Origin of the sequence: Halorhabdus sp. BNX81 (genome assembly GCF_029229925.1) — an archaeon.
Classification (GTDB): domain Archaea; phylum Halobacteriota; class Halobacteria; order Halobacteriales; family Haloarculaceae; genus Halorhabdus.
The window spans coordinates 1,510,953-1,523,317 of record NZ_CP107254.1; the positions used below are offsets into that span (position 1 = coordinate 1,510,953).

The 12,365-nt window shown below is 61.1% G+C and carries 10 protein-coding genes; 7 read left to right on the forward strand and 3 right to left on the reverse strand.

Annotated features, from left to right (window positions below; translation table 11 throughout):
• The first annotated feature begins 17 nt into the window (after window positions 1-17).
• Window positions 18-1,298: a P-loop NTPase gene (locus tag HBNXHr_RS07610; RefSeq protein WP_275881692.1), complete on the forward strand. Its 1,281-nt coding sequence runs from the start codon at window positions 18-20 to the stop codon at window positions 1,296-1,298.
• 29 nt (window positions 1,299-1,327) lie between these two features.
• Here HBNXHr_RS07610 and HBNXHr_RS07615 read toward each other — a convergent pair whose 3' ends face one another.
• The 3 genes from HBNXHr_RS07615 to HBNXHr_RS07625 form a co-directional block, all read right to left on the reverse strand.
• Window positions 1,328-2,023 (reverse strand): P-loop NTPase, encoded by a 696-nt coding sequence (locus HBNXHr_RS07615; RefSeq protein WP_275881693.1) that lies wholly within the window; start codon window positions 2,021-2,023, stop codon window positions 1,328-1,330.
• A 396-nt stretch (window positions 2,024-2,419) separates the two neighbouring features.
• Window positions 2,420-4,531 (reverse strand): PGF-CTERM sorting domain-containing protein, encoded by a 2,112-nt coding sequence (locus HBNXHr_RS07620; RefSeq protein ID WP_275881694.1) that lies wholly within the window; start codon window positions 4,529-4,531, stop codon window positions 2,420-2,422.
• A gap of 216 nt (window positions 4,532-4,747) precedes the next feature.
• On the reverse strand, window positions 4,748-5,221 hold the full coding sequence (locus HBNXHr_RS07625) for a hypothetical protein (RefSeq protein WP_275881695.1): 474 nt from the start codon (window positions 5,219-5,221) through the stop codon (window positions 4,748-4,750).
• A gap of 78 nt (window positions 5,222-5,299) precedes the next feature.
• Here HBNXHr_RS07625 and HBNXHr_RS07630 point away from each other — a divergent pair, with 78 nt between their 5' ends.
• The 6 genes from HBNXHr_RS07630 to HBNXHr_RS07655 all read left to right on the forward strand — a co-directional run bounded on the left by HBNXHr_RS07630 (window position 5,300) and on the right by HBNXHr_RS07655 (window position 12,290).
• Complete coding sequence (locus HBNXHr_RS07630) at window positions 5,300-6,403, forward strand: DUF87 domain-containing protein (RefSeq protein ID WP_275881696.1); 1,104 nt, start codon at window positions 5,300-5,302, stop codon at window positions 6,401-6,403.
• A gap of 173 nt (window positions 6,404-6,576) precedes the next feature.
• Window positions 6,577-7,065, forward strand: a complete 489-nt coding sequence (locus tag HBNXHr_RS07635) for a hypothetical protein (protein WP_275881697.1) — start codon at window positions 6,577-6,579, stop codon at window positions 7,063-7,065.
• Window positions 7,066-7,149: 84 nt separating this feature from the next.
• Window positions 7,150-9,084, forward strand: coding sequence for an ATPase, T2SS/T4P/T4SS family (locus tag HBNXHr_RS07640; protein WP_275881698.1), 1,935 nt, complete (start codon window positions 7,150-7,152; stop codon window positions 9,082-9,084).
• Window positions 9,084-10,790, forward strand: a complete 1,707-nt coding sequence (locus tag HBNXHr_RS07645) for a secretion system protein (protein ID WP_275881699.1) — start codon at window positions 9,084-9,086, stop codon at window positions 10,788-10,790. Before HBNXHr_RS07640 ends, HBNXHr_RS07645 begins: the two co-directional genes overlap by 1 nt.
• Window positions 10,791-10,845: 55 nt before the next feature.
• Window positions 10,846-11,298 (forward strand): hypothetical protein, encoded by a 453-nt coding sequence (locus HBNXHr_RS07650; protein WP_275736648.1) that lies wholly within the window; start codon window positions 10,846-10,848, stop codon window positions 11,296-11,298.
• Window positions 11,295-12,290, forward strand: coding sequence for a hypothetical protein (locus HBNXHr_RS07655; RefSeq protein WP_275881700.1), 996 nt, complete (start codon window positions 11,295-11,297; stop codon window positions 12,288-12,290). The genes HBNXHr_RS07650 and HBNXHr_RS07655 overlap by 4 nt, the downstream gene beginning before the upstream one ends.
• The last annotated feature ends 75 nt before the right edge of the window (window positions 12,291-12,365 follow it).

Sequence of the window (12,365 nt, forward strand, 5' to 3'; positions counted from 1 at the left end):
ACGAACCCATAGGCCCCATGCTCGCAGTCGCAGGGACAAAGGGAGGCTGTGGAAAGACCACAACAGCCATCGGCATCGCCGAGGGGTTCGCTCGGGCGGACATCCCGGCAGTCGCCATCGACGCGGATCGACAGCTGCCGAACATCCACGTCATCGGTGGGGTCGACCGGGAGCCGACGTTCGCTTCCCTCGCTGACGGCGACGGACTCTCAACGGTGTCACCGAGTCCCCGGGAACCGACGGCCGGCCTGCTTCCGGCACCGTTACCCACCGAGGACGTCGCGCTCGAATCCGTGCTCGATCGCCTCGCAAACAGCTCGGTTCGGACCGTCGTCGATTGCCCATCGGGCGCTGGCCCGGACGCCGTCGATCCCCTCTCAGCCGCCGACCGTGTCATCGTCGTCACGACGGACACGACCCGAAGTATCGAAGGGGCAAAAGCGACGATCGACATGGCCGACCGTCTCGACGTCCCCGTCGCCGGGATCGTCCTCAATCAGTGTGATCGTGTGTCGCCGTCGCTTGTCGAAGCCATTGACCAGCCGATTCTGGCAGCGATCCCTGACAGGGAATCACCACTCGAACATCCGGAGACGTGCGAGGCCTACGATCGGATCGCATCGGAACTCAGCAACCGATGGGCTGAAACGAACGGGTCACCGGCAGCAGCCGATCGGCTCACGACCGGTATCGAACCACTCGATGCAGCACTCGGCGGTGGCATTCCACACGGCAACGTCGTCGCCGTACTCGCGGAGCCACCGAGCCAATCCGAGCAGCTTCTCTACGCGCTGACGGCCGCCCGCGGCACGTTATATCTCACCGTCGAACGCTCACGGTCGCATATCGAAGAATCGATCGACACAGCCCCTGTCACCGCCGGGAATCCGTCGATTCGACAGCTCGATGCCCCTGCTGTCTTGTCCGAGGCGAACGACTACGTCGAGAGCCTGCCGGATGGTGCCAATCTCGTCATCGACTCGATGGATGCCTTCGAGCGAACCGATCGCAAGCAGTTTCAGGCGTTTATGAACGGACTCGCCGAGCACGTGAGACGGACTGAGTCGGTCGCGTTCTTGCATTGCCTCGACAGCGAAAACCCGCCCGATCTCAGACCGCTGACGATCCACGTTGCAGATCTGGTCCTCGAGTTCGAGGCGTCGATGGACGTCACCGGAATCTCCCAGCAGGTGACCGTGCCCAAGGTCCGTGGCGAGCCACTCCCTGCGGAAACGATCGATCTTGATCTCGTCGCCGAATCAGTCCTCCCAACTCGAAGTCCCTCTCACGGGGACTGAATAGGGGGTCGGATCCGGAATCCGGCAAATCACTGAACCCACCGGCCGTCGATCCGATGGCGACACTCCGCTAGACTCGCTGCGAGTTCCTCAAATCGTTCGACTGGGAAACTCTCGGGAAACGCATCACGAACGGGCACCCAATCTTCCTGAGCCCTGTGAATAGTCGTCCGCTGGGGGACGTAAGTCACAGGAGCGTTGAATCGTTTCCGGACCTCGGTCCGGCGTCGTTCGTACGTGGATTCGTCGGTCTGATTGAGAACGACGGCAACCACTGGGGTCTCGAGCTTGACGGCGAGGTCGCGCGTCCGCGCTGCGTTGGCCAGTGCCGCCTCGCTCGGGTTCGTTACGAGCACCACAACGTCCGCACTCGCGATCTCACTGCCGACGTCTCGCGCCAGGCCGGCGGGGCAATCGATGACGACCGGACCAGACATCCGTTCGAGTCTTCCGACGACCGTCTCGAATGCCTGGAGATCAACTGCACGAGCCCCCTGAACAGTTCTCCCACAAGGAAGCAACTCCACGTTCCAGAACTCCTCGACCGCATCCATTGGATCGGCACGGCCAGCAAGCACGTCGTGAAGATCCGGACCGGTGCCACGAGGCAGGTCTGCAGTCGAGAGATCCCCATCGACCACGACGGCATCCAGTTCCGCAGCCAGATTCAGTGCGACCGTCGACTTGCCGACGCCGCCCTTGCCACCAGCGACTGCAACGATCATTGCCGATTTCGGACGATGTCCCTGGGCGGCCGCCACTCGTCAAGGTCACGAAGTACCGCCCCGGCGTCGTTTTCGAAGTCTGCTGGCGTTGCTCTGCGGATATCGACGACGGCTATCGGCGGGTCAGATGGTGTCGTCGGACTCGCAAAGCCAACTCCACGGGACTCTCCGGGCCGTAAAGCCGACTCCCAGCGGTCCCCATCCCATTGGGGCGCAGACACAGTCCCGTACTGGGGGTGCCAGGTTGGGCCCGCAAGTTGACTCGCAAGCCGGATTACCTGGGCTGTCCCGCGCGTGTTCGTGACTGTCGCCTGGACGAACGTAACTCCCTGTTCAACCGTCGTGTCGGCGTTCAATTCGACCATGTGTGAGTGAAATCTCCGGCCGATAACCGGGTCATTGCTGTCTGGCGACCACCAGCCCCCCACCCAGGAGCGCCACCAGTGCGACGGTCACCCCGAAGCCAGGGCCGTTGGTTGTTGTCGTCCCGTCGCCGTCCGGTGGGCCGGCAGTAGTCGCTGCGCTGTTGGAGTCACTGTCGCCACCAGCGGAACCGGTGGCTGTGGTGGTGTGGCTACCGGCATCCGACTGTACGGTTACCGCCTCGGTCAGGGAATCGTCGCCGGCTGTGACACCGAATTCGAGCGTTCCGGCAGCGCCTGCGGTCACGTCAATATCGATTTCCTGAGTTTCGCCGGCTTCGAGACTCGTGTTTTCAACCGTCCGCTCGTCGCCAGCAACGTCGAGGCTGACCGCCGTCGACCCACCGATATCACCGGTATTCCGCACGGTGGCAGTCACCGTCATCGTCTCACCCGTATCGACTGTTTCGGGCACGTCCAAACCAGCAACTTCGAACGTCGCTGGGGCGAGAATCGTCGTATTGGCCCGCCGCGTTGTCTCACCAAGCGACACCGCGTGTGTGATGGTGCGACCGGTGGGCTTCGATGCGTTCACGTCAAAGGTCTGGGTCGTTTCACCCGGTTGGACGCGAAGTCGATCCGCAACGATCTGTCCGTCGCCACGGAAAGTGACCGGAACCGAGACGGCAGTATCGGCGGTGTTCTCGAAGATCGCTTTCACGGCGTAGGTACCGCCGGGCGTGACGGTCTTCGGCGCGATGACGTCCCGGAGCCTGACGCTGTCGTTGTCGACGACAGTCAGCTCACCAACATCGTGATCGCCGAGAGTGATATCGTATGAACCCGCTTGTCCAACGGACCACGAGAACGTCGCTGTTGTCTCGTCGTGGCCGCCGACATGGACGGTATCCGAATGGACCGTCTCACCTTCGACGGTGGTCGAGATCGGCTCACTGCCGGGCATCCCACCGTCGTTTTCGAGCGTGGCTGTGACAGCAGCGGTCGAGTTGGCGAGGATCGCCGACGTGTCGAGTGCCGCGTCGGTCATGGAGATGTCTGCAGGCGTGCGAACGTCGAGCGTCGCCGTGTCGGTTTTGCCGTTGACGGTCACTGAAATGTTGGTTTTGCCCGTCTCGGCCGGGGTAAGGGTTCCATCTTCGATGGTGACGGCGTTGCCGTCGAGATTGTAGTCGGCAGTTGTCGTGGCCGTCGTCGTCGAGCCATCGTAGAGATCCAACCGGACGGTGATATCGGTCGTGTCCTCGACGCTGACGAGCGAATTCGTCAGCGAGACGTCGACGTCTTTGACGTGCTGTTCGAGAACCGGATAGCTATCCGTCGTCATGAAGTCCGTCCCGACGAACAGATACTCCATGTGCTCTTTCGCGGCTGAGCCAGTCATCTGCTCCGTCGTGAGGCCGGTAACGCTTCCCGGTCCCGCTCCGATTCCTTCTTCGATGCCGCTCTGTTCCGTGTCCCAATATGAAGATGAAATCTTGGGTGACCTAAATTCGTTAACTCGACCAACTAACCCGCCAATATCTTCACCACCTTGGACAGTACCGGTTGCATATGATCTTTGTACATTTTTCGAACTTTTACCGAGCATCCCAATTAAACCGCCTGCCGAAATGTCAGTTGACTCTATATTACTATGAGAAACGGATGAAGTGACGACACCACCAGTGCCAACATATCCAACCACTCCGCCAACATCTTCATCTCCCGTAACCCGGCCGTAAGTACTAGAACCGTGGAGGTTGGATTGATAAAGATCACCAACAATCCCACCAGTACCCCTTGATCCGCGTATCTCACCTGTTACAATTGACGAATTTATCTTTCCGTTTCTAAGGTGGCCAACAAGACCTGCAGTTAGAATATCTCCTTGAATGTCTACATTCTTAAGATGGACTGAACGAATAGAACCACCGTTAATCACTCCAAACAGACCAATATGATTTTCCGACATCCGCATTATTGTTAATTCATTGATTATATGACCATTACCATTAAATGACCCTTGAAAGGGTTCGTTCAAATCTGATCCAATTGGATCAAATCCTTTTCCACTGTTCCACTTTTCTGTCGAATTTGCCGCAATATCACTTCCAAGGACATAATTCGCTTCAAGATCCTCTTCCATGGCCTGTAATTCTTCCACATTATTAATTATATAAGGGTTATCTTGGGTTCCCGATCCATTCATTTTTTCAAGGGGAGTTTCTCCCGCTCCAAAGACAATCCCAGAACTCACTATGCATATCAAACAGATTCCGATGATAGCGATTGGAAGAGTTGTGGGAACCACTTTTGTGATTATATCGTTCATTATTAATGTTACAAAAATGTCCTTAGATAGTTATCGAATAACAACCAGTTTTTTCGTCTCTTCACTTGACTTATAATTTGAATCAGATGGAGGAACCACCTCGAATTCAAGATCTCCTCTAAATTGATCCGCCCGAAAGTCAACTTTTGGCTTTTTAGTACCAGTGTTATAAATTATGAATTTCTCCGAGCCACCCGTAGTATTAAGAACAGTTGGCTCATCCTTTAGAGTCAGACTCCCGCTCCGAACCAGAACGCGTGCACCCTCAACTGGCTCACCCTCGCTCGTCACGACACTCACGTTCGTGGATTCTCCGACTTCTACAAGTTCGTCACTGAACTCCACGGTCACCGTTTCGTCCTGAAAGCTGTCGTCGAACTGTCCAAGGACGTTCATCATGAGCGAGAGGGCGGCGACGCCGACGACCAGTGCGATGACTAGTCGGATCGGTAGCCCCTCGATCGCCCGTTCGTCCCCCGCAAAATCGTCGTTTCTCCGTCGCATACCATTCGTGGCTGCGCTATCTCTTATAAACTCCCGGACGCCCGGCCGTTCAAGTGCGATGGCGCGGCCACCGTCGCCATGACCTTCGTCATCGGCCGCGGGGAAGCGACCGACGAAGCACTGCCGAAAATGCGACTCGGTGCCTACAGAGCGCTCGACGGCAGTCACGGGGCCGACCTCTATCTCGATCTGGACGGCCCACACTCGATACTGGTCGTCGGCAAGCGCGGCTACGGGAAGTCATACACGCTTGGCGTCATCGCGGAAGGACTCTCGCGGACGGCTGGCGTCGCACCGACGGTTATCGATCCGATGGGGGTGTTCACCTCCCTGGCGAGCGATTCGAGCAGCGACTCGGGCCACGATTCGATTGCCGGGACAGTCATGGACGATCCAGCAGTCATCCCGGATTCGCTTGATCCTCGGTCGTGGTGTGCGCTTCTGGGTCTCGATCCCGAAAGCGGCGCAGGGAGTCTCGTCTGGCAGGCAGCACAGGAACGCTCGACGCTTGCGGGTATGGCTACCTCTGTCACCGAGCGCGATGCCCCCGCCCGGGACGAACGCGCTGCGGTCAATCACCTCCGACTCGCCGAATCCTGGGGCGTCTTCGACGAAAACGGCATCGACGCCGAGATGCTTTCGAGCGGCGAGATCACCGTCCTCGACGTCTCCGGGCTCGATTCCGCGCCGATGAACGCCGTCTGTCGCGGCGTTGGCGAGGCGCTGTACCGCGCCAGCGTGCGTGACACCATCGATCGCCTGCCGTGGCTGCTGGTCGACGAGGCACACACGTTCTTCGACGGCGTTGCCAGGAGTGCCCTCGAAACGATACTCACGCGAGGGCGTGCACCCGGCGTGAGCCTCGTCTCGGCGACCCAGCGGCCGAGTGCTGTCCCGGACGTGGGGATCTCTCAGTCGGACGTACTCGTCTCGCATCGACTGACTGCGGGGGCCGATCTCGATGCGCTCACGCGGGCGCAGCCGACGTATCTGAACGGGTCGCTTTCCGATCGAATGCCGACCGAACCCGGCAATGTCGTCATCATCGACGACGCGACAGAAACGGTCCACGCAGCCCAGGTTCGCGACCGCGAGACGCCACACGGCGGCGACAGCCCGTCTGTGAGCGAAATGGATGTATCGGACGGCAGTCCGTTCGGGAGCAAAACGGCCATGGATTAAATCATGCGGCTGACGCTCGTCCCTCGCGATTCGGCTCCGATGATGAGAGACAGGCCACTAATCTGTCGGTGCAGAGCGGACAAACTGCGTCGGTCAAATCCGCCGCGTTTCTCGACATACCGGTGGGAACTGTCTCGACAGATGATGAATGAGTGTGAGCGTCCCCAGACGCAATGATCCGATACGTTCTCGCGATAATCCTGACCACTGCACTGCTGGGAATCGGCGTTGCAGGCGTCGATCACGCCGCGACCGTCAGGAGCGAACAGCAGGTCGAAAATCAGATCGCCAAACTGGAAACGGCGGCGATGTCACTCCTCGAAACCGAAGAGCCGACACCACGGGGACAGAAGGGGCCACGACGCATCGTCGAACTCGATCTCCCGTCCGCTGGGTTCGCGTCCAAAACAGTCGACACGTTCCGAATCCGCCCGGATCCACGTGGCGTCTCAATCATCGAATACCGCGTTGACGAGCGAATGACACGAACGGAACACGTTGAGGCCACCATCAGGAACACGGACAGCTCGAACGGGATGACAGCGTTCGGTGACCACACAGGAACCGTGACAGTCGCCCTCTCACTTTCGCAAGCAAGCGACAGCCCTGACAACGATCGAGAGGTGTACATCGCCCTTCGTGTGGTGTCGAGAAATGAGTGATTCCAGTGGGGAATCGGCACTGCACCGTCGCGATCTGGACGTGCGGTGCGTGCGTTTATAATGGAGTGGGCAGCCAGCATCGCCATGCCGGATACGCCCGCTGGATCGTCGGCCACAGCCTTCGCCCGGAAGTTGGGGCTCGAAGCACTACTGGAGGTGATATCTGGAGACGGGGCAGACGCGTGTGACTGCCTGCCGGAACGAGACGGCGACCAGTTGCTCGTCGACGCAAGCGAGTGTGACGGCGATCTCGGGGCATCCCCGAACTGTCGGGAGACCGTCGTCGGGGAGCTCGTGGCCGATCCTGCCAAGGAGATCCTGGTCCGATCGAACGGCTTTCGCTATCGGTATCGACACGACGCAGCGGCGTTACTATCGGCTGCAGGTCGGTTTATCGGTCTGCTTGGCGACCGGGAGAACGCCGTCGAACAACGGGTCGTGACTGAGCCGCTCGCGGTCGCTAGCGAGCTCCGTGAGCGAGTCGATCCGATCGCGGACATCGGCGTCGAATCCGGACTGCTGGAAACGGCCGCCCGAATCGACGACGTACCCGACGTGCTGACGCCGGAACTCGGTCTCACGATCGGCCATTACTTCGTCGACAAATCGATCGACGAGGATTCCCGACTCAAGGCGGTCGTCTCCCTCGATACCGGCAGTGAAGCGCGGATATATGCACGTTCTGACGGCGTCCCTCTGTACGCGGTCGATCCGGTCGACCTCAAGCTGTCTGCGTCAGAGAGAGGGATTCTGCTGGATGGATACGAGCGGATCGCAAACGGCGAGATAGCCGGTGAGAGAGCCGCCACTCACGCGATCGAAGAGGCAAGCGACGGCGCAGTCGATCCGATGGTGGCGTCGATCCTTCGGAAACACACACAGGGGTACGGGATTCTCGAAGACCTCTTCGCCGACCCGGAAATTACCGACGTATACGTCACCGCACCGGTATCGCGGAATCCGCTCAGAGTGGTTCGCGGTGGCGAATCGATGTCGACGAACGTCTTTTTGAGCATCGACGGTGCACACGCCATCGCATCACGGATCAGACGAACGAGTGGGCGGGCGTTCTCGCGTGCGACGCCAACGGTCGATGCGAAAGCGACACTCGACAGTGAAACGGACGTGCGGGTGGCCGGGGTGACCAAACCGGTCTCCGACGGGATCGCATTCGCGTTCAGACAGCAGGCCGCGGACCAGTTCACCCTACCGAAACTCGTCCGGAACGGCACACTCTCTCCGGACGTCGCCGGGTTCCTGTCGGTCGCGGTCGAATCGAGTGCCGCAACACTCATCGCCGGCACGCGCGGGGCTGGAAAGACCACGCTCCTTGGCACATTGCTGTATGAACTCACAGCGGACACGCGAACTGTCGTGATCGAGGACACCCCCGAGTTGCCGATCGAATCGTTACAATCCGTCGGGCGGGACGTCCAGGCACTCCGAACGGGCACCGGCCACGGCCCGGAAGTGACGCCAGCCGAGGCCCTTCGGACGGCTCTGCGACTCGGAGATGGCGCGCTCGTGGTGGGCGAAATTCGCGGTGAGGAGGCCCAGGTGCTGTATGAAGCGATGCGGATCGGGGCAAACGCCAACGCCGTTCTCGGGACGATCCATGGCGACGGGGCGGACGACGTCTACGAGCGGGTCGTCTCGGATCTCGGTGTCGAACCCTCATCGTTCGCGGTTACCGATCTGGTAGTCACGACTCAGGCTACACCGACGCCACAGGGGCGTGATCGTCGCGTCTCCCGAATCGAGGAGGTGATATACGATGGCAGTGACGTGTGGTTCGAGCCGCTCTACGAGAGCGACGGCACCGCCGCACGACCGACTGGTCGGATCGAGCAGGGCGAGAGTCGATTTATCCATCAGCTGTCCGGTCCCGAGGAGGCTTACGCCGACGTCAGGGAATCGATCGCCGAGCGCGCCGACCGGTTGGGACGGCTCGCAGGGGACGGCCGAACCAAACCGACAGAGGTCGCCGGCGCGTACGCCGACCGCATCCGAGCCGACTGATGTCAGTTGGTTCCATGCTGCTGGTTGGTCTCGCACAGCTGTATCCCGTCGACGTCGATGTGAGTGCCGAACTCGCCGATTCGGTGACGTTTCTGGATTCGACCCATGCGCCGGAAACCTACGTCAGAGCCGGGTTCGGTGCCGGCATCGTCGGTGCAGTGGCTCCGGTTACCCTCGTACTCTGGCTGCCATGGTATGGCGCCACGTTCGCCTCGCTAATCTGCTCGCTGTCGGCGATACATGTGATACAGACGCTTCCACACGTACAGGCAGCGTTCAAACGGACCGAAGCGCTCGGCGACGCACCGAATCTGATCGGCCGGGCTGTCCTGCGAATGCAGATCGAACCCGCGACCGAATCCGCCGTCAGATTCGCTGCTGACACTGGATCGAGTTCGCTCGCGGCGAATCTGTCGACACATATCGACGCTGCCGTCGGCACACCACGAACTGGGCTGTTATCGTTCGCGGAAGAATGGGCCGACCGCTTTCCCGCGATGCGACGGTCGGCGTACTTGCTCGCAAGTGCACAGCAGGCCCCGGACGGTGAGCGAGCCCGGACGCTCGATCGGTCGCTCGCAGCCGTTCTGGATGGGACGCGTGATCGGATGGCCGAGTTCACGAACGCCATCCGTGGGCCGACGACGATGCTGTATGCCTTTGGCGTGATGGTGCCCCTCGCCCTTGTCGCGCTTGTCCCTGCCGTCGGGTTCGTCGGCTACGATATCAGCATCTGGTATCTCGTCGTGGGGTACGACATCGTCCTGCCGATTGGGCTTACCGGGGCGAGTCTCTGGCTGCTCAAACGACGCCCGATCGCGTTTCCGCCGCCGAAGGTAACGCGTTCCCATCCGGACGTCCCCTCTCGGTTGCTCCCGACGCTCCTGTGGGGGGCCATCGGCGTCATCGCCGGGTACACACTCGTGACGGTGCTGGGCGTGACACACCTGGCTCCAGTGACAGCTGCCGGACTCGGCATCGGAGCCATGTTGATCGCCTACGTCCGTCCGATCCTCCACGTCCGGACGCACGTTCGGGAGATCGAGTCAAATCTCACTGACGCACTCTATCTCACGGGACGGCTTGTCGACGACGGCAAATCCGTCGAGACGGCGATCCAGCGGGCTGGCGATCAGGTCCCGGCAGCGACGGGCGAGCTGTTCGAGCGAGCAGCCGGGCTTCAACGCCGGCTGCACCTGAGCGTCCAAGAGGCCTTCCTCGGGGAGTACGGGGTCGTGAAAGACGTACCCAGCCCGCGGGTCCGGGCGACCGTCGAACTACTCGCCATCGCGGCCGAGCAGGGCGCACCGGCCGGCCGCGCGATCGTCTCGATGGCCGACCACCTCGACGAACTCAGGGACGTCGAGGCACAGACGCGGCGACAGCTGTCGACGATTACGGATACGATCGACAATACAGCCACCTTTTTTGGACCGATGGTCGCCGGAGCAACGGTCGGGCTCGCTGGCGGGCTTTCAAACGATGGAACGGCAGTGCTTGCGGAGGCAACGACGTTGCCGACCGACCAGCTCGGCCTCGTGATCGGCGGCTACGTCATCTCGCTGTCGTTCATTCTGGTACCGCTCTCGGTCGCCCTCGAAGACGGTCTCGACAGGCCACTCATCGGGTACCGGGTCGGTCGGTCACTCCTCGGGGCCGTTCCGATCTACGTCATCACCGTGGTGGTCGTCGGCCTGACATTCTGAGTGTCTGCATCTCCGAGTTTAAGTACGATACCCGGGCCAGGGGGTGCAAGCGCATATGCAAGAGGACGAATCGCCGACCCGCGGACAGACCGAACCGCTGGCAGCACTCGCGGCAGTCGCACTCGTGTGTACGGCGATCACCCTGTATACCGGGTTGTATGGCGAGCTCTTCGACGGGGTCGGTCAGGACCGATCACTCGGTGAGGTCACGACCGAGCGGGTCTGGGAGGCGATCGGGGAGAACGCCATCTACGATAGTGACGACGATCTACCGACCCTGATCGAAGCCTCAACAGTCCCGCAGGGTGCGACCGTGAAAGTCACGGTAACGCACGTCGGCGACGGGGGTCGGATCGAAACAGCCGGGACAGCGACGTTCGACGCCCAGGGTGACGTGATCCGGACGGACCCGCCGACTGCCGCCGAGCGATACAACCGCTCAGTCCCGGTCCGAATCTCGCCGGGCGACGTCCAGCCGGGGACGCTCACGGTGGTGGTCTGGTCGTGATCGAGACGGACCGGGGGGTCAGTACTGTCGCGGACGTGACGCTCGCGATCCTGTTGGTCGTCGCTGCGATGGGCGTTCTCGTGACGGTCGTCGAACGCGAGGAAGCCGGCCACGACCCGATGACGGCGGAGTACACGGCCGAAACGATCGCGTCCGGGACGATGAACGTCACCTACGATGTCCGAGCGGCGCTCGAAGCGTACGACGGTCCCGGCGCGGCCCACGACGGGACGGACTACACCGACGAAGAGCTCCGCCGGCTCGCACATCGGCCAATGGTTGCTCACGCTGCAGCAGCCGCCGTGTTGAATCTCGAATTCGATCTCGGGAGGCTTCGAGGGGAAGCCGATCATGGGGCCGTCGAACTGTCCACGGAAGCCGCCGCATACGAACGCGCTGTCGATGAAGCATTCCAGACGCGCCTCGTCGAATCGAGTTTCGACACGCAGGTGATCGCCGTCTGGGAGCCACTCGACGGTGGACCACTGCGCGGGACGGCCGAGTTTGGCCAGCGCCCACCTCCACAGGCCGACGTAAGTGCCTCGACCATCACCGTCCCGGTCGACATGCCGTCGGTCCGGGAGCAGACAATCGATCGAGTCGACGATCCGGACGATTTCGACGTCGTCGCGACCGCCCTCGCCCGGTCGCTGGTCGAGGGATATCTGCCGGCCCGACGATCACAGCGAGCACTCGAAAGCAATGGCGTCGCCCGCGACCTGACGGCGTATCGATACCAGCGGTTTGCACAGGTTCTGGAGACTGAGACGAACGACGTCGAATCGACCGTCGCCCCCGCGCTTTCGCGGCGGACTGCCAACGCGACGAAAGCAAACGCGGCGTTGACCCGGGCCTTGGCGGCCCAGCTCGAAGCCTACCTCGAACCCGATGATTCCACGCAGCCAGCCGCCGGGCCGCTCGGGAACGCAACAACCGCAGCCGAGCGCATCTCGACCGGGGCAGTGCGTGTGACGGTGAGAACATGGCAGTGAGAGACAGCACCAAAAGTCCAAGGGCGCGTCGACAGGCAACTGCGACTCCCCACAGACAACTGGGGAACGATACTC